The following is a 22,835-nucleotide window of genomic DNA, read 5'->3' as shown; positions in this document are numbered from 1 at the left end:
CGCAAATCTGAAGTCTGCGAAAACGGCCGTGATCAGAGTGGTCACAAACGACATGACGAGCCCTTTTTTACCGAATCTGCGACGTCGTGGCAGATCGCGTTGGGGCAGGTTACGGGAGCTACAACCACGTATTCTTAGCCTGCGAAAGACGCCGAATATGCACTTCGAACACCGGATTACTTGTCTTCCAGTGGTCAATTTTTTATACTGACTCATAGATTTTTTTGAATTTTTTAGTGTTCACGAGTGTATTTGGTTTGCCCGTGTTGCAACAGCATAGAGCATGTTCCGGCGGCCAGTTCGGGGGTATTGATGACAAAGGCCAGCGATCCAAAAGCTCGCCCTAAAGTTGCCAACAAAGACGCTAACAAAGTGTCGGGTATTTATGACTTTGTGCAATCTCCTGAATGGCAGGAGGTGCTTGAAAACGCTCGAAAACAGCAAGAAAGCAACCCACCGACAGACAAGGCAAACGGTGGTGCCGCGCAGCCGTCTGCCCCGGATCGTAGTAAAGCAGCGCAATCAACCTCTGGCGCGCAACCGGAAAATGTCCCGAATACGGCGGCGCGGCAACCTGGAACTGCCGCTAATCCGAGCCAAGCATCCAAGCCTCTCCAGCCTGGTGAGTCGGCCAAAAGTGCCGCCGCAGGCGGTGTTGCACGCCAATCTATCAACAATGACACCCCCCAGACCGGAAACGTCACAAGTGATGAACAAGGTGCAGCAAACGCTGCTCCGCCAAATACCGAGCCCGTGCCGGGCCTGCATTCCGACAATGTCCCAGAAGATCTGATCACCTCGGAACCTAGCCTAAAGCTGTCCGAAGGTGAGGTGGCAGATCGTTTGCGCAAGAACCTTCTTGAAAGGATGGAAGACCAGAAACGTTCTCGTCGCAAGATGCGTTTGGGTCTGGTCGCGGCGGGATGCGGCATCGGTGTGGCTGCATCTTCTTCGGTATTTCTCATCCTGTCTGGATTGAGCGCATCTGGACCAACCGAAACTGCAGGGCTGGTAGACCAGGAAGCATTGGCGACAAGCGCGATCACGCAACCGGAAACGGAACTGTCTGATCGTCCAGCGACGTCCCCTGATGTAGCAAACGGCGCGACGGATGCGGCTGCAAACTCGACGACTGTGTTCGATACGTCATCTGAATCATTTTCGCCTGACGGTGACACAACCTTGCCGGAGGATGTTGCATCGCTGTCGCTGCCCTTCTCGGAACCGCCCGACCCGTCGGGCGGCGTCGGGTCAGAACTGTCTGGCTTGGCTCCAAGTGTTCGGTCGTTTGTACCCACACTTATCCAGCCGCCATTGCCGATATCGCTGCTGAGCTATCGACCGCGGGAAGAGGTGAATCTGGGTTTCGTACGGTTTCAATCCACGCCCGAGATTTTCAGTACGTCTGTCGCATTGCTTGAAACGACCGTGACTGCGGCAGAACCCGAAGAATTTCTGGAAAGTGCAACGGTTGCGGCAATAGCATCCCCGACAACAATGCGTCCGCCGGTGGTTCCGATCCAGCCTGCGGCATTGGAGTATTCGGCGTCGCAAGTGCAATTGGACGTCCTTCGGACAGTGCCGCAGTCCGTTCGTGCTTATCTACCGGAACAGGGGGGGCAGATAGGTCAAGCAACTGGTACGGACCTTTCTCTGCCTGAAGTCGTGGTCTCGCTTGAAATCGAAGAGCCGTCGGAAGCACGTGTGTTGGTTGAGCCCAGTGCGCCAGAGACGAACACGGTTGCATTAGACCTTGTCCCCCAGCCTTCGCCGTCCGAACCGCAACCGGCGCCTGTGGAATTGGCGGCGCTGCCAGTTGCGCCGAAACTGCCTGACGTGCCGGAATCATTAGTAACGCCGACCCCGTCCGGGTTATCGTCCGCATTGCAGATGCCGAGGCTTTCCGGAACACTAGACTCGCTGGAAACACCGGCTGCGCCACAAGCACCGGCGCCGTTGGAGATCGAAGTGTCATTGGTGCCCCTGCCGCAAGAGACATCTGAGCCGTCGCAGCCTATCCAGCGAACATCTTTGCTGGATGACGCTGTTACGCCCCCGCAACCAGAGCCCGCCCCGGAAAATACGGTGGTGGCGTTTCGGATCTATTCACCAACCAATGTGCCCCAAAGCGTTGTTGATTCTGTTGTAGGCAACCTGACGTCGACAGGGCATGAGCTTAGCGGGCAGGCGCGTGTAGGCTTTGGGATCACCAAGTCGAACGTGCGCTTCTATCACAAGCAGGACGAGGAAAGAGCGGCCGCCCTTGCCAGAGACTCCGGTGCACAGCTTCGGGATTTCACCGGGGCTGACGTCAAAACCCCGAGTGGGATCATAGAGTTATGGCTGGCCGGAGAAGGCTCGGGTGTTGCAGCGGCCAAGCCGACCACCACACGTAAAACGGTCAGGGCTCAGACTCCGAACCGTGTCAATCGCCTGAAAAGTCAGGTGCTGAGCAAACTTAAGAAAGCCACGACCCAATAACTGTATTTTTGAGTTATACTAAGAAGGACTGATTCAATTTTGTGTACTGTTAATTATTTCCGACGGGGTATCCAAAATGACGGATAGACGACTTATCGGCATCGTAACTGCTCTGCTATTTTTATCGACATCCCAAAACGTGCGTGCCGAAATCACACTTGAGCATCTGCTGGTCATCGACCAAATGCTGTCTACCAATGACATTCAGGCACTGTACGCCTACCTCGACAAAAACCCCGAGCTTTTGAGCGGCGAAGATGAACTATCGCTGGAGCTGCGGAGCTTTCACGAGGTCGCGTCTGTTGGTGATGTGGACTTCAGCTATGCCGCCAGCGCACCGGCCAGCGGCGAGAACCGTTCGGCCGACAGCGCATTCGCCGCCTCGTTGCAACACTGAGCGGGATGTCGGAAGTGCGCGCCTTCGGGCGATCAGACACACCTACGATCGCCTATGTCATCGAGCCGCGATTTTCTGGCGGGACATCTGCAGCGGTGGCTGCCGAGTTGCCGGTAGCGGCAGAATTCGGGCAAGTGGTCGTGCATGCGATCACGTCCAGAACTTTTGGTGCCAATCAGCACGTCTCGCCAGTATTACGGCGGGTGTTGGACGAGTTGAACATTCCAATCATTTGGGACGCCCCCCGGATCAGCGCGGATTTCGTATTTTTGCACAATCCGTCTTTTTTGAAGTTTCAGGACACGCTTGGCACAAGGATCGTTGCACGAGAGCTTTACGTGATCACGCATGAGAATTTTCTGCGTCCCGGCGGCGCAGAGGGGTTTGACGTTGCAAATTGCCTGAACCAGATCGAGGTCTCGACAATTGCGCTTAAGAAAACGCTTGCGCCGATTTCGCCGTACAACCGCAAAGGCGTCGTTGACTGGTTGACCACGTCCCGCATAGCACGGCAGTGGGACGTTTTGGGATCGGATTGGTTCAACATTTGCCAGACCGAGATGAGTGCTCCGTGTGAAATACCACAGGACCGGCGCGGGCGGCATTCGCGGCCCGGGTTCGAGAAGTTCCCTGTTATCGCTGATCTGGACAGTTGTTTTCCAAGCCATTCTCAGAGCAACGTAATCCTTGGTGCAGATGCTTTGTTAAATGCTCGTGTTCTTCGTGCGCATTGGACCTTGCTTCCCTTTGATGCCATAACTGTGCAAGAGTTCTTTGGAATGATTGACTTTTTTGTATATTTTACGGCGCCGACCTGGCAGGAGAGCTTTGGTCGCGTTGTGGCCGAGGCGGTGGCAGCGGGTAAGGTTGTTTTGACCAACCCCGATACAGGTGCCACGTTTGGAAATGCTGTACTGACCTGCCAGCCATCTCAGGTGGACACAATCATTGCCGATCTGATCGCCCAGCCGCAGAAGTATCATGACCAGGTGGTAAGATCGCAATCGGCGCTGGAAAACTACTCTGCAGGGAATTTCAAAGCGATGCTGTCAGGCATAATTTCCGCCGACAGCGGGGTGAATGCATGATCTATGTAGAAGTGGGTACACGCTCGTTGAGGTCCTTTGACACGCAGTTGATCCTTGCCGAGCAACTTGCAGCACGTGGCTTTAGTGTGTGCATTGATGCCGACTATCTGCCGGAAGATGCTGGGCGTGGAAGGATCTACGAGGCCGCCAAATTTCTCGTTGATCCAGGCGAGCACAAGGCGCAGTCTGTATTCGTACTGGGTGCCGAAGAGATCGACGATTTTCTGTTAGCCTCTCTGCGGAACAAGCAGCTCGATCCGAGTGTCCCGGTTGTTGCAACTGGTCGTTTTGCGACCCAGCAAAGTTATATCGCAGCCAAAGCCCGGCTGGCCTATGCGCTTGGGCGCGAGGCGCAAGTGATTGACCTTACGGATTTTCAGCCGCGGCCGGTGCTGCCATCGACCTCCAGCCCTTTGGTGGCGGATATTCGGCCCGCATCTCGGCGACCAAATCGAGTTTTGCCGAACGTGACGGTTGTTCTGGGTTCGATGGAGTTGGACAACCCCGAAACGCTGTCCTGCTTCTCCCGGATGAGTAGCCAGGGTGGCTATAACCTGAAACTCATCGTTAGCGGCGCTCAGAATGAGGCGATAAAGGCGTCGCCATTTCACGATTTGCCGACGTATCTTTATACCGGCCTGTCGCCGCTGACCTTGGCGAATTCGACAGATATTCTGGCGATGTTCGGGCACGGAATTGCCGGCGTTCGAATGGCGGCTTTTGCGGTCGAACTGATTGCAGCCGGCGGTGTCGCCATCGACTGTACCGACGATGAGGTTCTGATGTCATCGGGCGCACCTGCATTGCTTGGTCCAAAGACACCGTTCGCCTTGGATGGTTATCTGATCGGTAATGTGATCGGAAACGTGCCGCAAATTGTCGAACAAGCTTCGAAATCGCAGTGGTTGCACACCGTTGATATTTCTCGTTTGGAAAAGGCTGCCGGACTGAATCCGAGGCAGCGTCAGGCTGAACAGGATAAAGCCAAAACCCTGTTTTTTCCGACAAATGGAGTGGGGCTTGGGCATGCACAGCGGTGCAGCATCATCGCCCGGGAAATGCCGGACACGATGTCAAAAATGTTCGCGGCCTTTCCCAGTTGCGTCCCGCTTGTTCGTCGCGAAGGTATCAACTGTGTTCCACTGGTTCAGCGCGCTGATACAAAAACAAATTCTGATGGCAATGATGTAGTGACGTATCGGCGCCTTGGCGCGGTGCTGAACGAAAACGACACGCTGGTTTTTGACGGCGGTTACGTATTCGATTCCGTTTATCGGGTGATCCGGGAACGCAACCTGCTGGCTGCATGGATCCGGCGCGGGTTGTGGCCTGAAGGACGGTCAAGGCAAACCATGCTGCGCCGCGAAGGAGTCTTTGACCGGGTCATTGTGCCTTCTGAGGCTTTTGACGAGTTAAACGACGCTTACAGCTATGGTGACCATGTCCATTATGTCGGGCCAATCGTTCGTCAGGTGGAACAGTCCGCTGCAGAAAAAGAAAAACTCAGAGCTCGGTTGGCTAAACGTTTCGGACGCGACTTCCGGCAACTGGTCGTCAGCATGTTGGGCGGCGGAGTCGCCTCTGACAGGTCCGCGCAATTGCAGGCGATCTCGGGTATGCTCGAGGCCCGTCCTGACTGTTTGCATCTGGTTGTGACGTGGCCCGGCAGTACGGTTCAGCCCGCAACATTCGGTTGGAAAAACACCCGCGTGGTTCAAACATTAGAGGCGACCAAGCTCTGCCTTGCCGCTGACGTGGTCATTTCTGCGGCGGGATACAACTCGGTCCTAGAGATGCTGTACCATCGCATCCCGGCGATATTCATTCCCCAATCCGCCCCCTATCTGGATGATCAGGAACGGCGCGCCATTGCCATGGCCGAGCGTGACCTGTGCGCCGTCATTACCGAAAAGGAATTCATGAAGCTCGAGCGGACGGTCTCAGACTGTCTGGATCATGACGGCACTGAATTTTACCGATCCGCACTGAATAGTTTCGAATTACCTGAACCAGGGGCGGTCAAGGCCGCTGAATTGTTAACAGAATTGGGGGCTATGTATGACCAGTGATCAATGGTTCGAGATCCTCAGCCGAGCTTCGCCAAACCGACCCGAGCCCCTGGACGATCTGATCAATGAGAAACGAGACGCCAAGCCGCTTGGCAAAGTTGTCTTCCCGAAAATGCGACTGACGCCCTCGCTTATGCTATGGGACCGCGAACCTGGTGGACCGGTGCATATTGGCGTTCGGGTGCACGAGCCGCCAGAAACGCCTTACCGTATCGCAAGGCTTTTGGCCGCCGCAGCGATGGAGCGAGACGTGTATCCGGTCATTCTCAGCCGCGTCGACTATTGCGGCCTTGAACGTTTCGGCTTTCGGGTTGAACGTATTCCGGAAGAATCTACGGCGGCGCAGGACGCCGAGGAAGAACTCAGAAAATACTGGGATCTGGCGATTATCATCGACGGGCATGAGATCGGTCTTTTGGGCTAGTAAGACGCCGACAATAGACAAGGAACGCCTTGTGAAAATCGTTACTGGTGGACAAACGGGTGTTGATCTGGCGGCTTTTCAGTTCGCATTGGAAAACGACATTCCCTATGGCGGTTGGGTTCCGAAAGGCCGCCTGAACGAGGCAGGTCGCATTCCCGACCGCTACACCGGGCTTACCGAAACGCAGTCCAAAGATGTTGCAGAGCGCACAAAGCGGAACGTTTTGTCAAGCGATGCATTGCTTGTGTTCGCCGACGGATCGCCTAGCCCTGGCACGCAGTTGGCCATTGATTTTGCGAAAGAAATCGGAAAGCCTTGCCTGATCGTTGATCTGCGGCAGGGGTGTGAATCTTGCGCGCGCCAAGTGAGGCGTTGGCTCATGGCGCGGCCCAATGCGGTTTTGAACATAGCTGGCCCCCGACAAAGCGAAGCCCCCGAAATTGGAACCAAGGTGACAGCGGTCTTACGTCAATCGATATTGCCTGAAGGCTCTTAGTCGTAGCGAAGCGTGGGTTCCGGACATACGACGTTTCGCCAGTAGGCGCGACACGTATCGGTTGTTAGGGTTGGGGTATATTGATTGTGAAGGCCAAGTCTCATGTTTGCAAAAACCGCCGGACAGATTGATTTTGACACGGTTCTAATCGTCGACGACCACCCGTTGTTCTGCGATGCGTTGTCGATGACACTGCAAACTGTAGCCCGTATTGGGGAAATCCATACCGCGGACAGGCTGGAAAATGCGATTGCTTTAATCTCTGACGGCTTGAGACCCGATGCAGTGGTGCTGGATCTAAATCTCCCGGATGTGGACGGGCTTGAAGGCTTGATGCGCGTCAAAGCGGCGATCGATGCGCCGATCATAGTTGTGTCGTCCATCGCTGAGAACCGCGTGATTAGTCAGGTGATCCATGCGGGTGCCTCAGGCTATGTGCCAAAGCACAGCCAGCGTGACGTGTTTCGGACAGCGTTTGAGACTGTTCATTCCGGGGATGTTTTCGTACCAGATGGTTTCACACTTATTGAGGACGAAGGCGACAGCGAACATAGTGAGGCCGCCAATCGTCTTGCCACTTTGACCAATCAGCAATCGCGTATTCTGCAGCTTATCTGCGAGGGTAAGTTGAACAAGCAAATTGCATTTGATCTGTCCATAGCCGAAACTACGGTCAAGGCACATGTGACTGCGATCATGCGCAAACTTGGCGTCCAAAGTCGCACGCAGGCTGTCCTGCTTGCCAAGAATGCTTCTCTTGCCAGTGTCTTGCAAGAGTAAGCCCACGCATCATATCTTAGGGGATGTCGCGCTTTAGGGAGGAGGGCACGATGAACCAAGCAGTCGGGTGGACGTCAGCTGCTGCCCGTGCGCCAGGTATCGTCAAAACGGGCTTTGTACATCGCGACACAGATCGGGCGATCAAAAAACTCGCCAGCTCTCTGGGCGATGAACTTCTGTCTTTGATCGTTCTGTTCGTAAGCCCCGGCGCAGATGCGGCGGAGGTTATCTCTGAGGCGACAGATGCTTTTGCGCCGACGCCCGTTATCGGATGCACCACGGCCGGTGAGTTGGCAGATTGCGGCTATGGCGAAGATCAGATCGTTGCCATCGGATTTCCGTCTTCGCATTTCGAGGTGCGGACTCTTTTGGTACCCGACCTGGGTGATTTTTCGGCGCAGGACATCATCGACCGGATGATCCGGAACCGAAACGATATGGCCGCGTATGCACCGGACTGGAAACACGAGTTTTCTTTCCTGTTGATCGACGGATTGTCGACCAAAGAAGATGTGCTGACATCGGAGTTGGCCATTGGGCTGGGGCCGGTGCCTTTGTTCGGCGGGTCTGCGGGGGACGGAACCCGGTTCGGGGCGACCTATGTGTTGAAGGACGGTCAGGCCATGCAGAACGCAGCAGTTCTGACGCAGGTTCGTACACGTTGTCCGATCAAAGTATTCAAGACGGATCATCTAGTGCCGACGGCGCGGCGCATGGTTGTCACCAAGGCCGATCCAGCCAGCCGTATCGTTCAGGAAATCAACGCCGAGCCTGCCGCGCGCGAATATGCGCGTCTGCTTGGTAAAGACCCAGAGCAGTTAACGACTTTTACGTTTGCAGCCCATCCACTGGTTGTGCAGATTGGCGGCCAGCATCACGTGCGAGCCATTCAGCGGGTCGCGGGCAACGGCGACCTTGTGTTCTTTTCGGCGATTGATGAAGGGCTGGTTCTTACTTTGGCGGAACCTCGGGACATGGCCGTGCATCTTGCCGAAGAAATCGCAACGCTGACGCAGACCGACCGGCCGGACACGATCCTTGCCTGCGATTGCATCCTGCGCCGACTGGAGGCGCAGGAAAAGCAAAAGACGGGCGAGATTTCGCGTCTGCTTTCCGAGAACCACGTCGTAGGGTTTTCGACTTATGGCGAGCAGTTCAACTCGATCCACGTGAACCAGACGCTGACTGGCGTTGCGATTTATCCTCCGGAAGACGGGTAGGCGATGATCGAATCTCTGACCGACCCCAATGATCCGCTTGATCGGCAGAACGAAAAGCTGCTGAAGATTGTCGCGGCGTTGATGCGGCGGGTTGAGGAATCCACCGATGCCTCGGGCGCGGCTTATGCTCAGTTTCAGCGGGCGGCCATGTTGGAACAGGAAGTGCGGGCCCGGACAGATGACCTTGAGCGCGCGTTGGATCTTCTCAACGATTCGAACGCCCGTTTGGCGCAGGCCAATCAAGAAACCGAGGCTGCCCGTGCAAACCTCGCCAATGCGATCGAGGCAGTTCAGGAAGGGTTTGCACTGTTCAACAGAGATGAGGAGATGGTGCTGTGTAATAGCCGCTTTGGTCTGCACATGCCCGACATTCAGGCCAAACTGGCGCCTGGGTTGCGGTTCACCGATTATGTCGAATTGGTCAGCCAGTCCAAGTTCTTGTCTCTGCCCGGAGTGCTTTCTCCGAAAGATTGGGTGCGGCGGCGCATTGCTCGCCATGCCGAAGATCACGTGGTCTTTAACATCCGCCTGAGCGGCAACCGATGGATGCAGGTGTCCGAGCACCGCACGCCGGATGGTGGCACCGTTATCCTGCAAACGGATGTGACCGACATTATGCGGGTCGAACGTCAGGAAAGGGATCGTATCCTCGATGACAAAGCCCGCCTGATCCGCGCGACACTGGAACATATCGATCAGGGTGTTTGTATTTTTGACAGTCAGCTGCGTCTGGTTGGATGGAACAATCGCGCCAGCGAACTGCTGGCCATTCCCAACGCACAATTCCAAATGGGGGCACAGTTCCAGTCGTTGTTTCACCGTTTAAGCACAACCATCAACTTTGAAGGCGGAGTGAGCGACGCCGATCTGCTTGCCTGGGTAAACCGCTCGACCGAGCGCCCGCCATTGCAATTTCAAATGCATAGTGGTCGCGTCAAGATTTTGTCGGTCTTCGCGCAGGAGATGCCTGATCGGGGATTCGTGATTTCTTTTACTGATGTGACGGAAGACAGAAAATCCGCGCAAGCCCTTGTCGAAGCAAAGGAACTGCTGGAACAGCGCGTCGCATCTCGGACAATGGAGCTTGCGGATGCGCTGAACGAAGCAGAGCGCGCGAACGCTTCCAAATCCCGCTTTGTCGCGGCGGCCAGTCACGATCTATTGCAACCACTGTCGGCTGCAAAACTCTACGTCTCGACGTTGGGCGGTGAATTGGATGCTGCGGATGCACGTGCGGTTGCGGCAAAAGCCGAGAGTGCGCTCAATAGTGTCGAACACATCCTTGAAGCGCTACTGGACATATCAAAACTGGATTCCGGACGTGCATCGGTTCACCTATCCTCGGTCTCAGTTGGTGAGCTTTTTTCCCAGATGGAAGACGCCTTTGGGCCGGTCGCACAGGCTAAGGGGCTTGGTTTGCGATTTGTCGACACCAGCGCGGTGGTCAGAAGTGATGCCAGTTACCTGCGGCGCATTTTACAGAACCTGTTGTCCAATGCGATCCGGTATACGGAAACAGGCAAAGTTCTGGTCGGTGTCAGGCGAAAGGGCGCGAGCATCTCAATCCAGGTTTGGGATACTGGCATAGGTATCGACTCTGACCAAAAAGACGTTGTTTTCCAGGAATTCAAACGACTTCATTCAGACGCCAGCGCCGCCGAAGGGATGGGTTTGGGTCTTGCCATTGTGGAACGTGCTTGTGGGTTGTTGAGGCATCCGATTGGTCTTCAGTCCGAGCCTGGGCGCGGAACCGTATTCTCAATCACGGTTCCATCAGTGGGGCAGGCGAGTGGCGCGATGAATGGTGGCGCGCCGTCAGCGCCACCGCGTTCGAACGTTCTGCACAGGACGGTTGCCTTGCTGATTGAAAATGATGACAACCTGCGCGGCGCGCTGTGCATGACGATGGAGGCATGGGGCGTTCAGGTGCTGGAAGCGGCCAGCCAGGATGAGGCCGCAAACCTGCTTCACGAGATTGGAATTCTGCCCGATGTCATTGTTGCCGATTATCAACTGTACGGAGGTAAGACCGGGACCGACGCTATTGCCGATCTGACGCGCGAATTCGGGCCATTGCCCGGCTGCATCATTTCGGCCGATCGTTCGACCGAACTGGCGAGCGCTTGTAAGAAAGCGTGCTATCCTTTGCTACACAAGCCAATTGATGCGCAGAGGCTCAAATCGGTGCTGGAGGCGTTGGTCAGTTGACAGCTCAGTGCGTTCGTCCTTGGCCTACTGTCCGCATCATCTGACGGAAATAGAACTTTGGTGCCAGACGGTTCAGCAGACTGGCGATCCGTGCGATCCGCCCGACCGGAATATAGTCCTTTTGCCGTTGATAGCCTTGCAAGATCACTTGTGCCGCGGCTTCCGGTTCCATGTAGTCGATGCCATCCGAGGCTGAACCGGGGCGAACGAATTCATCGCACGCAGCTTCGGGTCGCCCGATATTGGTCGCCACAAAGGACGGCGCGGCGATAGCAACGCGCACCCCGTGTGCGGTTTCTTCGGCACGGAGGGACTTAAAGAACCCCTCCATCGCGTGTTTGCTGGCTGCATAGGCGGTTCGATGGATGAGCGGTGCAAAACCCGCGACGGAAGAGATCGCAAGGTGCGTACCCTTGGCTTTCCTGACCGCGTCCAGAAAATGCTGCGTACAACCAACTGCAGCGAAGTAGTTGATTTCGAACAAGTTTCGATGCGAGCGCATATCGCTGTCCGAAAACGCGGAAATCTGCGAGACACCTGCATTGTAGATCACAAGATCAACCGAGGCTCTGGCCGCAATGATCCGGGCGCAAGTGTCTTTGCACTGGTCCGGGTTGGTCAGATCACAAGCATAGGTGCTGACGTCATCCAGATTGGCAAGTGCGTCAAGCTCTTGCCCGGGTAAATCAATCAATGCGGTATGCCAACCGTCGGCTCTTAGCGCAGCAGACAATGCACGGCCCAGTCCTCCGGCTCCTCCTGTAATGACAGCAGTTGGTTTCATTGGGCAGCCTCCCACCAGCGATTGAACGCCTCGGCACTTGTGAATTTGGGGTGATAGCCGAATTCGCCTTTCAGCGCGGCATTGTTCAGTACAGGGCGATACAGAAGAAAACGCACTTGTTCCGGGCCATAACGCGACAGGCGCAGCGGGCGGGCAATGGCCAGAGCGGCCCTGACCACCGCCGGAGACAGCCAACGCACCGGTTTGCCCATCTTTGATGCGATCTGTGAGATGGTCAGCGCGCCGTCGCCGGCAACATTAAAAATTCCGGCAGGCCCGTCAGTCGCCGCACTAACCAAGATATCGGCTAAATCTTCGTCCCAGATAAACACAAACGGGCTGTCGGATCCTTTCAGCCCCAGCAGACGGGGTTTGTGAAACAGGGCCGTTATCTGATTTTCAACCTTTGACCCCAGCACAGTTCCCACACGCAGAACAACCTGTTCGAGGTCGGGCTCGACCTGTCTGGTATCGGCCAGCATTTCTTCGACCAGCCGCTTGTGCCACGAATAGGCGAATTCCTGATTGCCACGTATCGAATCCGTTTCACACAGGGGAACCGGGTTATCGGCATGATATCCGTAGGCTGCACCTGATGAAGTAACGACCAGACGCTTGACCCCTGCGGCGATCGCGGCATTCAGGACATTACGGGTTCCTTCGACGTCGACCTGATATTCATGCTCTCTGGTCGATGATGGGTCGGGGGTCACGATGGAAGCCAGATGCACGATGGTGTCAGGTTCTTCAGCCAGAATGACGTTGAGTGGCGCGTTGCCCGTGACGTCCATCCTGACGAATCTTGCATTTTTCGGCAGGTCGGCGGGTTCTTGAATATCTGTTGCAGTGATTGTGACGTCGTCGCGGTTGCCCAGTCGTTGCAGCAGGGCAGTGCCCACCGCGCCCGCAGCTCCGGTGATCAGGATGTGGCGCATTCGGGTACCTCTCGTCTTGCGAAAAAGGCGGCCAACGCCAGCCCCGAGATTGCGTGCCAGATGCCCCAAAGCGCCGCGGCAACTGCCATTCCGCCAAGCCCGCCAAAAAAGGCGAATATCAGGATGAGGCCAAGGCCCGAGTTTTGAATTCCTGTTTCGATTGTGACAGATCTACGGTCGCGCTCCGACAGGTTGGCGGCTGTTGCAGTCAGGTATCCACCCAAAAATGCCAGCGCATTATGCAGGATCACGATCCCGATAATCGCCGTAGCAAAACGTTGGAAATTCACCCAGTTCGCGGCGAGCGCTACGACGATAAATGCGATGAAGATCGCCATCGAAAGCCATTGCATTGGGCGGCGAATTTTATCTGCGATGGCTGTGAAATGCGCATTGACCAGCATCCCAAGGATAAGGGGCAGGATCAGCATGAAGCCTACTGTAATGGCCACTGCAACCGGGTCGATCTCGGTCCTTTGCAGGATTTCCCGTGTTGGGGCGTAAAGGTTCCCCCACAGTGCAATGTTTGCAGGCGTGATGATGATCGCGCCCACGGTTGCAAATGCGGTCATCGACACCGAAAGCGCCACGTTCCCGCCCGCACGATGTGTCATGAAGTTCGAGATGTTCCCACCGGGGCAGGCCGCAACAAGGATCAGCCCCATCGCGACCGAAGGTAACGGATTGACCACCAGCAGCATCAGAAAGGTTAGGGCAGGCAGCACCAGGAACTGAGACGCCAGCCCGACAAGCAGCGGTTTCGGCCCGCGCAGGATACGGCGGAAGTCATCCACCCGAAGATCCAGCGCGATCGAGAACATCACGACGGCCAATATTGCGTTCAGCAGCCTCAGATTGCCTGCGTCAAAGTTCAGCGCGACGTCGTCTATCCCGTTCATGATTGGGCCGCCTTCAACGCCGCGATCTGGCCGGTGACTTCGCCGCGATAGGTCGCCTTGTCGACGTAGTAGGCCATCCGGGGCAGATCGATATAGTTCATGCCCCCAGTCGCCCGCTCGAATTTTTCGGACTTGGCTGCCCGGATTGCCTTTGCGGCGGAGTTTCCGGTCTTAAGCCCTGCGATATATCGCGCGACCATCTCGGCCTGCTCATGCCGCCCTTGCCATCCCAGGCCGGACGCTTCGATCATTCCCAGGACGAACAGGTCATCGCGGGTCGGATGCATGCAGTTAAGGTACAGGTGCGGGGCGTCACCCTGCCAGTTCAAATGCGTCCTGTCGATGAACGGGTAGTGGAGCTTGTACCCTGTTGCTGCAAGGACCATGTCATATTCAGCACTGGTACTATCACGGAAGTGAACTGTCTTGCCGTCAAATCGATCGATATCTGGCCGAACTTTCAGATCGCCGTGCCCGGCATGAAACAAGATCAGCGAATTGACCACGGGATGAGATTCGTAAAGGGCGTAGTCTGGTTTGGGAAACCCATATTTCTGCGGGTCGCCTACAAACCATTTCAGGATCGCACCGTCTACTTTGCGTTTCAGCCACATGGGCAACTTGATTTTGCCCCCCATCGTGTCAGCAGGGACGCCGAACACGTATTTGGGCACAAAGTAATAACCTCTGCGCATCGAGATATCGCAGGATTGCCCATGGTGAATGGCGTCAACAGCAATGTCACAGCCCGAGTTCCCAGCCCCGACAACCAGAACCCTTTTGCCGGTAAACAGGGTCGGATAGCGGTAGTCCGAGGCGTGGATGAACTCGCCTGTGAATTCGCCCTCAAACTTGGGCAGGTTGGGCTCGGACAAGGTGCCATTGGCGATCAGGACGCCGGCAAAAACCTGACTATGTTCGGTGCCTGCTTTGTCACGCCACTTCACCTGCCAACCGCCTTCGTCCAGCGGCGTGGTGCTTAGAACTTCGGCGCCAAACTGAAAATGTCGGTATAGGTCAAACGCGGTCGCGAAATCGTGGAAATATGTCTTTAGCTCGCGATGTGATGGGTATTCCGCCGTTTCCTCAGCCATGGGAAAGTCGGCGAATTCGGTCATCTTCTTGGAAGAGATGAGGTGGGCGGTCTCATACATCGTAGACCGAGGGGCATCGATGTTCCACAGACCACCCACGTCATCGGCCAGTTCAAATCCTTGAAATGGCACTCCCTGCTCGACAAGTGTCTTTGCCATCGCCAGCCCCATGGGCCCGGCTCCGATCAGAGCGAAACGCTCCTCCGGACGGGCCTTTGCCGTAACCGGCTGGCCCGCTCTCACTTGCACCTGTTGCATGCGTCTCTCCTCCTGCGACACTATTTATCTTGAACGATCGTTCGAAATAAGGCAAACTGGTTTTTGAAATGGCACAACACGCTGTAAAAGAACGAAAAAGAGCACCATCGCAACGATCTGTAGCCGCACGGGAGCGTATTCTTGACGCTGCGGAACTGGTCTTTGCAGAGCAGGGATTCGAAGGGGCATCGATTCGCGATATCGCCGCGCGGGCGCAGGTTCAAAAGGCGAACGTGAACTTCCACGGTGGCCCTAAAGACGAGCTGTTTGAACGGATCGTCGCGCGTCGAGCCAGCGAATTGTCACAAGAGCGTCGCGAGGCCATCGAACGGTTGGAGGAGCGCGGCGATTGGGATGCGGCGGACCTGATGTCGGCCTTCATGCGGCCGCTGTTGACCCGCGCATTCGGCAATGATCCACAATGGCTTGCATATGCGCGTATCGTGGCGATCGTGTCAGCTGATGCGCGCTGGCATGCATTGGCCAAAACCCATTTTGATCCAGTCGCCTCGCTGGTTGTTCAAAAACTGTGCAACCGATACCCCAACTCCGATCCGGCGCACGTTGCAGGGGCCTTGGTTTTTTCTGTATCTGCAATGTTGGCATTGTGCACTTCGGAGTGGCGGATAACTGCACTTTCCCAACCCGGTGAAGAACGAGACGCCGACAGCGCAATCCAGAATCTGCTGCAGTTCTGTCATGGTGGGCTTACCGGTGTTTTGAAGGCACACGAGTAAGCCCCAAGGCGATGCAAAAAGGCCCCGTACCATCTGCTCAGCTTGATGTTACGCACCGCACCATATCAAATTGCCCCATGCGTTATTATCTAGTGATTAACCAAGATTAACGATTTGGAGCGTGGGGTGACATGACAGAAAAACGAGACCGCCTGACAGCTGAGGAGGCGAGGGGGCTTCGAACGGCCAAAGAGCTTGAGGCTCATCTGGTATGGTTAGACACATTCACGCCTGCCGCGCTGGGTGTTTTGGCAATTGCTTCGGGAATCTATACTTATCTTGGCGTTTCATCGCTGCTGGAAGACAATGGCGCAGTAACGTTCTTTGCAGCCGTCGCTTATTCGATCGCTGTATCCGTCGGCATTTTTGTATTTTGGAGCTATATGCTGCGCTTACTGCCGTCGATGCGAACGGCCAGTGGGTTCATTGGCCTCACGATCTCAACAATTGTTGGATCCGTTGCGATCATCGCCATGTCCAGTTGGCTCAACGCTGCGGCGCTGGCCGGTGCTGCAGCTGTTGAACAGCATCTGGAAAACACTGTGCGTGACTACCAGGCTGCGCTTGAGCAGGCGCACGACATTGCGCTCAGCGGTCAGGCGCTGGGACGCGAAGTCGAGCGTGCTCGCCAAAGCTTTGAAGAACTAGCCGAGCAGGAGCAATCAGGTGATCTGTCCGGCACTGCGGGACGTGGTGCCGTGTTTAGGGTCTTGACCCAAAAGGCCGAAGAACTGCGCAATTTGGAAGAGCAGATCGCCAATCAACAACCGCTGATCGAAGACGCGTTCCAGCAAGGTAACGAAGTCCTGGCCAGGATGCGTGAGCTCACGGTCGCTCCGGGGCCGGTGGATCGCCGGTCCGTGCAGTTCTCTGAGGAAAGCGTAAAGTTGGCCGGAGTTATTTCGCGTCTGAACCAGTATAACGTCGCACCGTTAGTTGCGCGCGCGGCCGGTGATCTGCCCTCTTCGGTCGTGCTGCCCGAACTGGACGGGCGCAGTTCCGAGGTACGCGACGCCCAGTCATCGACAATCAACTCAGTCCTGAACGCCCTTGACCAGCGCGGCAAGACCCTTCGGACCGCGGCGGAAGAGGTTCTTGAGATCGAACCGCCAATTGAAACCGCCTATAACCCAATTTCCAGCGCGGATGCGGTGATTAAGTATGCCCACAACTTTGTGCCATCCTGGGCCGGAGCCATTGCCATCGACCTGCTGCCTGCTGTTCTTGTGTTCGTACTGGCAATCACCCAAGCCGCCATCCGGAGCGGTAAAGACGGCATGAGCATTGAGGATACGTTAACGCTGTCTGACCTGCGCGCAGCCATGAATGCGATGAAGGATGTGGAGGCGACGATGGGCGTGGCTGATGCCGCAATTCTGGACCGTGCTACGCCAAAAAAAGACGATAAGTGATGGGCTTCCTGTCCCGAATTGATGTGCGTAGAGGCTTGCGGTATGTGCTGGTTTTCCAGTTGGTGATCGCATGTGTCTTGATCCTGTCAGATGTGGCTGAGGTCGTGTCAAACCCGTTCACGCCCAGGGTTGAATTACCAACGGGTCCTATATCGCCAGGCGACCAGCGGCGCCAATATCGTACTGATCGCACCGATCCGACGTTGTTGCCACAGGACCTGCCTCTGGATGTGCCGGTGCCTCAGAACTTTCCAACACGGTTGGAATTCACCGAAAAGAACGTCGATGATTTGGGGCGGGTACTGCTGGTTAGCGGTCAGATCGAAATCGGCGATGCTGAACGGTTCGAAACCTTTCTGACCGATATGTCGGAACAGCCGGACCTGATCGCGCTGCACAGCCCGGGAGGTAAAGTGTCTGAGGCTTTGATGATCGGTGACCGGATACGCGAGGCCGGGTTGTCATCAGCGGTTCTGTCAGGCGCGGTCTGTATGTCCGCCTGCCCGTATATTCTGGCCGGTGGAGTCGAGCGTATCGTGTCGCTGCAGGGCATCGTCGGGCTACATCAACACTATTACGACCAACCGCGCCTGATCCCCGTGGTATTTGCGGTGGAAAGCATCCAGAAGGGGCAAGGCGAGACAATGCAGTACTTGATCGACATGGGTATCGACCCTTCTTTGATGTTGTATTCACTGAATACGCCGCCGGATCAGATCTATGCGCTGGTAGAGGAAGAGCTTACAAGCACTCGCATCGCAACGCAAATTCTGGAATGATCAGAAGGTCCGAATGGGGGGGCTTCTGGTCAATTCTGCAAAGCGGCGATCAGTTCTTTGGCCAGTGGCAGCGAAGAGTAGCCATGTCGGGACGGTGTCAAACCCAACCGTACAACGACCATGTCCTGAGATGGAAACACGCCGATAAACTGCCCGTCATGCCCTTGTAGCCAGACGGCATCCTCATAGGGCGGCAACCCACCCGGAGAATCCAGCCAGAGGTGACCTTTGGCATACATCCCGTCAGACGCGGCAACCGGTTCAAACATCCAGTCCGTAAAACCCTCTGGCAGGATTTGTTGTTCGTTCCATTTGCCTTTCTGCAACAGCAGTTGGCCAAAACGCGCCCAGTCGCGGGCAGTAGCATACATATAGCTGGACCCGACAAATGTGTCCGCTGCGTCGGTCTCAAGTACGACAGATGTCATACCCAATGGTTCGAACAGCGCCTCTTGTGGGTAGGTCAGACCACCATCGGTCAGCTTATCCTGCCATACGCGCGACAGCGCTGTTGTCGTCCCCGAAGAGTAATTGAAATCTGCTCCAATCTCACTTTCCGCTGGGCGGCCCGAGACAAAATTTGCCATATCATCATTGAGATACAGCATCTTTGTAACGTCCGAGACGTCGCCATATTCCTCATTCCATTGCAGACCGCTGGACATGGCCAGCATGTCCTTGACGGTGATGTCTTTGCGCCCGTCCTGTGCCCAGCCCGGATAACTTTCGGTCAGTGTATCCGCCAGCGACATCTGGCCGGCATTGATCAGAGTGCCGATCAGGCCCGCGGTGACCGTTTTGGTCATCGACCACCCAAGCAAGGGTGTGTTTTCATTGAAGCCGTCGGCGAAGGTTTCGCCAATGATACGTCCGTTCCGCACGACAACCACGGCGCGGTATCCTTCCCCAAGCAAAGTATCATCCGCCAGGATGCGCGCGATTTCCGGATTTTGCGACAACTGAACTTCGTTGCCGACAGGCCAGAGACCAGTAGGCAAGGGCTCGATTGTGGTCAAGGTCGCGGTGCTGAGGGTCGCGTCATGGATATTGGTGCAGCCAAGCCCCTCGCGATATTGCGAGGTCGCGGGGGCAAAGAACCGGAAAATCCGTGCCGTCACGGTTTGAGCTTCGGTGTCTACATCGATTGAAATTTGCTTGAGCAACGGATGCCCCGGTGCCTGCACGTCGACGGTAAGAACCTCATCCGGATCACGCTCGGCAATAAAGGCGTTGGAGCAGACAATCTTGGCCGAATAGTTTGTCCCAACCTTCAAAAGGTCCGGCGGGGCGATCAGCAGATAGCCCACGATTGCGATGACACCCAGAGCAAGCGCGCCTGCGACGATTTTCAGTCCTTTGATGATCACTCGATTATCTGAACCGGTTATCCCGGTCCCCTCCCGTTTCTCCCCGGATTTCGTCCGAGTTAAGTGCGTAACGCCTTTGGTTACCACCCTTCCGTCGCGTAGGTTCCGGCCAATTGCACCTTTCAACCCGCTCTTTTCCTATTACTTGACCAGAGATTTGGGGTCGTCATTGATACGGTTTTGCCCGTTGATGAAGCTGCATTTATTCACCACTTCCGGTACAATGGGCCAGATCAGGGAAGGTTCGCCTGAAAGTCCCCTGTTTTGGAATAGCGCAAATGAAGCGAATGCATGTCTGAAATCGAGATCTGGCTGGAAAAACACGGCCTGTCAAAATACGCCGACGCCTTCGCCCGCCATGAAATAGTGGTGGGTGATTTGCCTGAGCTGACCGAAGACGATCTTGTTGAAATTGGCCTGCCTCTTGGGCCACGACGACGGTTCGCAAAAGCCGTTCGCGAACAAAGCGGCGCCAGCGTACCTTCTTTGCATGCAACACTAAGCCCTACAATCGTCGCCGAGCGGCGGCAGTTGACCGTCATGTTCATTGATCTTGTCGGGTCGACCGAGATCGCTCAGCGCCTGGATCCCGAGGATCTGGCCGAGGTTCTGCGCCTTTTCAAGGAAACCTGCGCGACGGCCGTGGCCGCGTTCGATGGCCATATCGCAAGTTACTACGGCGACGGCATTATGGTTTTTTTCGGTTTTCCGCATGCGCATGAGGACGACCCCGAACGCGCGATACGTGCGGGTCTTAGGATTGTTCAGGAAATGCCGAAAATCCAGACCCACGCACAGCTTGAAGTGCGGATCGGGATTGCGACGGGGTTGGTGGTTGTCGGTGACTTGCGCGGCGAGAACATGTTCGAGGACGGCACCGCAATGGGCGAAACACCTAACCTGGCGGCGCGCCTTCAGGCCATGGCCGATCCTGGCACTCTGATTATCGCGCCGACCACGCACCAATTGGCAGGTGATACATTTAATTATGTTCTGCGCGGCGCGTTCAAGCTTAAGGGCTTCGCGAAAGAGGTTGAGGCCTGGCAGGTCACCGGAACGCGCAAGACGATCAGCCGGTTCATGACGGCTGACAGCACCGCGTTGAGCCCTTTGATTGGTCGCGATGTAGAATTCGATACCCTTCGCGGCAAATGGGCTTTGGCCCGCGCTGGGCAGGGGCAGATTGCTTTGGTTTCCGGCGAAGCGGGTATCGGCAAATCCCGTTTGATCGAAGAGCTTCGATTGAGTGTGTCCAAGGCGGAGGCTGTGCAAATGCGGTTACAGTGTTCTCCGTATCACGAAACAAGCGCGTTTTACCCAGTGATCCGCCAGTTGGAAAACGCAGCGGATCTGCGTGCCGATGATTCAGACAGCGACCGGCTAAAAAAGATCGCCACACATCTGATGGATCCGCCCGACCACAGCCTGAAGCTGGCAGCAGGGCTTTTGTCCATTCCATTCGAAAACCAGTTGGGTCCCCTTGATCTGACGTCCCAGCAAGTCATGGATCAGACTTTGGACATGTTGATCGATCAGCTTATTGCCCAGGCGGGGCGAAAGCCGGTCTTGTGCCTCATCGAAGATGCGCATTGGATTGACCCGACGACGAAAACTCTGCTCGACCGGATTGTGGACAGGCTTCAGGAAGCCCCTGTTCTGATCGTCATGACATACCGTACAGGCTTTGACCCGAATTGGACTGCCCAGCCGAATGTTACGCATGTCCCTCTCAAGCAGTTGGATTTCGTGCAGGTACGCGAAATTGTTCATGAGGTGGCCGGAGGAAAACCGATTCCACCCGAGATGTTCGGGGTAATCGCGGGCCGGACGAATGGCGTTCCGCTTTACATCGAAGAAGTCACAAAAGACCTGCTGGAGTCTGGTCAATTGGCCGATGGATCGAATGCGTTTAGCTTGGACGACGCCCCTGGTCCTGCGCCTTTGGTACCCAGTACGTTGCAGGATGCGTTGATGGCACGTTTGGACCGTTTGAGTTCGGCCAAGGAAATCGCACAAATCGGTTCCGTGATCGGCCCACATTTCACCTATCAGTTGATCGCCGGTGTGTCGGGATTTGGAGAAAAGCCGCTGCGCGCTGGTCTGGATCTGCTTGTGGACGCGGGCATTGTCACTGTGACGCGAGACAAGGCGGAAGAGACATTTATCTACCGTCACGCCCTTATTCGCGACACGGCCTATAACAGCCTTCTGAAAAGCGAACGCCGTGGGTTGCATGCCCGTGTGGCAGAGGCGTTGCACCATGGAAAGCGTAGTCAAGCCGACGCTGGCCCGGAAGTCCTGGCGCACCACTACACAATGGCGACAATGCCCCGTGAGGCCATCGAACAATGGCATCTTGCAGGTAAACGCGCGGCCGAGCGATCCGCGAACGTCGAAGCGGTGACCCAATTGGGATATGCGATCCAGCAGTTGCACACGTTGGAAAGCACCGATGAACGCGACCGCAAAGAGGTCGAGATTCAGGTGCTGCGCGCAGGGGTGACCCGCTCAACAGCCGGGATTGCCGCCAATGAAACGGGCGCTGTTTACGCCCGGATTCGAAAACTATGCAATCGGCTGGATGAAACCGAGAACCTTTTTCCTGTTCTGAACGGCCTTTACTCATTCCATCTGGTGCGCGCCGAGTACGATTTGGCAAAGGACGCCGCCCGGCAAATCCTCGACCTGGCAGATCAGTCTGACGAGGCGCATCATGTCATGATCGCCCATCGTGCGATGGGGGCCGTCTTGCTGCATATCGGTGATCTTGAGGCTGCGCATAAACACCTGGAGAGGGCTCTGGACCTCTACCGTCCAGATGTGCACGCGCAGCTTGCTTATGTCTACGGATCTGACCACGCGGCTATAACATCTTGTTTCTTAAGCATGGCTCTGTGGTTGAAAGGCGAACCTGACCGAGCCGTTGATATTCAGCGAAAGGCCGTCGATGCAGCCAAAGGGCTTAAGCACGCCCACAGTATCGCCCAAGCACTGACCTATTTGTGTATGCTGCACGTTTTGCGTCGTGAACCGGATCATGTTTTGAAGTCGGTGCTGCAGCTTGAAGAGGTGTCCGAGAAACACTCGTTTGCCTTCATGACGATCACCGCCAAACTGTGGCGCAGTTGGGCGATTGCGTATGACGCGCCGACACTTGGCAACATCAGCGCAATGCGTCAGGCGGCGGAAGCCTGGTGGAACAGCGGCGCAGGGAACTACAAACCATTCCTTTTGACTCTTATCGCTGAGCTGACATTGAAAGCCGGTGATCCTAAAGGCGCGCAGCAGGTGTTGGGCGAGGCGCGCCAACACCAGAGTTTGTTAAACGAAGGCTGGGCACAGGTCGAAACGGATCGGGTTGAAACGCGTTTACAGCAGCAAGAGGCCGCGAAATAACGGTGGTGCCA

Annotated in this window: 18 protein-coding genes; 13 read left to right on the top strand and 5 right to left on the bottom strand. The window is 55.8% G+C overall.

Annotated features, from left to right (window positions below; all coding sequences use genetic code 11):
- The first annotated feature begins 312 nt into the window (after positions 1-312).
- The 9 genes from ACR0AK_RS09735 to ACR0AK_RS09695 all read left to right on the top strand — a co-directional run bounded on the left by ACR0AK_RS09735 (position 313) and on the right by ACR0AK_RS09695 (position 11,163).
- Positions 313-2,481, top strand: a complete 2,169-nt coding sequence (locus ACR0AK_RS09735; protein WP_480793165.1) for a hypothetical protein — start codon at positions 313-315, stop codon at positions 2,479-2,481.
- Between the two features lie 76 nt (positions 2,482-2,557).
- Positions 2,558-2,878: a hypothetical protein gene (locus ACR0AK_RS09730; RefSeq protein ID WP_170558173.1), complete on the top strand. Its 321-nt coding sequence runs from the start codon at positions 2,558-2,560 to the stop codon at positions 2,876-2,878.
- A gap of 5 nt (positions 2,879-2,883) precedes the next feature.
- Complete coding sequence (locus ACR0AK_RS09725) at positions 2,884-3,966, top strand: glycosyltransferase (protein ID WP_480793164.1); 1,083 nt, start codon at positions 2,884-2,886, stop codon at positions 3,964-3,966.
- Positions 3,963-6,035 carry a glycosyltransferase gene (locus ACR0AK_RS09720; protein WP_480793163.1) on the top strand — a complete coding sequence of 691 codons (2,073 nt, stop codon included), beginning with the start codon at positions 3,963-3,965 and terminating at the stop codon, positions 6,033-6,035. The genes ACR0AK_RS09725 and ACR0AK_RS09720 overlap by 4 nt, the downstream gene beginning before the upstream one ends.
- Entirely contained in the window at positions 6,025-6,459 is a 435-nt protein-coding gene (locus tag ACR0AK_RS09715; protein WP_480793162.1) for a hypothetical protein, read from the top strand. Before ACR0AK_RS09720 ends, ACR0AK_RS09715 begins: the two co-directional genes overlap by 11 nt.
- A gap of 31 nt (positions 6,460-6,490) precedes the next feature.
- Positions 6,491-6,955, top strand: coding sequence for a putative molybdenum carrier protein (locus ACR0AK_RS09710; protein WP_480793161.1), 465 nt, complete (start codon positions 6,491-6,493; stop codon positions 6,953-6,955).
- A 102-nt stretch (positions 6,956-7,057) separates the two neighbouring features.
- Positions 7,058-7,735: a response regulator gene (locus tag ACR0AK_RS09705; protein ID WP_480793160.1), complete on the top strand. Its 678-nt coding sequence runs from the start codon at positions 7,058-7,060 to the stop codon at positions 7,733-7,735.
- A 50-nt stretch (positions 7,736-7,785) separates the two neighbouring features.
- Positions 7,786-8,955, top strand: a complete 1,170-nt coding sequence (locus ACR0AK_RS09700) for an FIST N-terminal domain-containing protein (RefSeq protein WP_480793159.1) — start codon at positions 7,786-7,788, stop codon at positions 8,953-8,955.
- 3 nt (positions 8,956-8,958) lie between these two features.
- Positions 8,959-11,163 (top strand): hybrid sensor histidine kinase/response regulator, encoded by a 2,205-nt coding sequence (locus ACR0AK_RS09695; protein WP_480793158.1) that lies wholly within the window; start codon positions 8,959-8,961, stop codon positions 11,161-11,163.
- Between the two features lie 4 nt (positions 11,164-11,167).
- On the opposite strand, the gene ACR0AK_RS09690 is transcribed toward ACR0AK_RS09695, so the two are convergent.
- The 4 genes from ACR0AK_RS09690 to ACR0AK_RS09675 are packed head-to-tail and all read right to left on the bottom strand — an operon-like array spanning position 11,168 to position 15,133.
- Positions 11,168-11,947, bottom strand: a complete 780-nt coding sequence (locus tag ACR0AK_RS09690) for an SDR family NAD(P)-dependent oxidoreductase (RefSeq protein WP_480793157.1) — start codon at positions 11,945-11,947, stop codon at positions 11,168-11,170.
- A complete protein-coding gene (locus ACR0AK_RS09685) occupies positions 11,944-12,882 on the bottom strand; it encodes an SDR family oxidoreductase (protein ID WP_170558155.1) in 939 nt (312 codons plus the stop codon). Before ACR0AK_RS09685 ends, ACR0AK_RS09690 begins: the two co-directional genes overlap by 4 nt.
- A complete protein-coding gene (locus ACR0AK_RS09680) occupies positions 12,867-13,781 on the bottom strand; it encodes a bile acid:sodium symporter family protein (protein ID WP_480793156.1) in 915 nt (304 codons plus the stop codon). Before ACR0AK_RS09680 ends, ACR0AK_RS09685 begins: the two co-directional genes overlap by 16 nt.
- Positions 13,778-15,133: a flavin-containing monooxygenase gene (locus ACR0AK_RS09675; protein ID WP_480793155.1), complete on the bottom strand. Its 1,356-nt coding sequence runs from the start codon at positions 15,131-15,133 to the stop codon at positions 13,778-13,780. The genes ACR0AK_RS09680 and ACR0AK_RS09675 overlap by 4 nt, the downstream gene beginning before the upstream one ends.
- A gap of 68 nt (positions 15,134-15,201) precedes the next feature.
- On the opposite strand from ACR0AK_RS09675, the gene ACR0AK_RS09670 reads away from it, so the two are divergent.
- The 3 genes from ACR0AK_RS09670 (at position 15,202) to ACR0AK_RS09660 (ending at position 18,061) form a co-directional block, all read left to right on the top strand.
- A complete protein-coding gene (locus ACR0AK_RS09670) occupies positions 15,202-15,870 on the top strand; it encodes a TetR/AcrR family transcriptional regulator (protein ID WP_170558149.1) in 669 nt (222 codons plus the stop codon).
- A gap of 131 nt (positions 15,871-16,001) precedes the next feature.
- Positions 16,002-17,282, top strand: coding sequence for a hypothetical protein (locus ACR0AK_RS09665; RefSeq protein ID WP_480793154.1), 1,281 nt, complete (start codon positions 16,002-16,004; stop codon positions 17,280-17,282).
- The gene (locus ACR0AK_RS09660) at positions 17,282-18,061 is read left to right on the top strand and encodes a COG3904 family protein (RefSeq protein WP_170558145.1); all 780 of its coding nucleotides are present in this window, start codon (positions 17,282-17,284) and stop codon (positions 18,059-18,061) included. The genes ACR0AK_RS09665 and ACR0AK_RS09660 overlap by 1 nt, the downstream gene beginning before the upstream one ends.
- 29 nt (positions 18,062-18,090) lie before the next feature.
- Here ACR0AK_RS09660 and ACR0AK_RS09655 read toward each other — a convergent pair whose 3' ends face one another.
- Positions 18,091-19,428: a serine hydrolase domain-containing protein gene (locus tag ACR0AK_RS09655; protein WP_480793153.1), complete on the bottom strand. Its 1,338-nt coding sequence runs from the start codon at positions 19,426-19,428 to the stop codon at positions 18,091-18,093.
- A 291-nt stretch (positions 19,429-19,719) separates the two neighbouring features.
- Here ACR0AK_RS09655 and ACR0AK_RS09650 point away from each other — a divergent pair, with 291 nt between their 5' ends.
- Positions 19,720-22,824, top strand: a complete 3,105-nt coding sequence (locus tag ACR0AK_RS09650; RefSeq protein WP_480793152.1) for an ATP-binding protein — start codon at positions 19,720-19,722, stop codon at positions 22,822-22,824.
- The last annotated feature ends 11 nt before the right edge of the window (positions 22,825-22,835 follow it).

The sequence above is a fragment of the Ruegeria sp. BI12 genome (assembly GCF_056537985.1).
The sequence above is the reverse complement of the archived record's forward strand: the minus strand, read 5'-3'. Positions and strand labels throughout refer to the sequence as shown.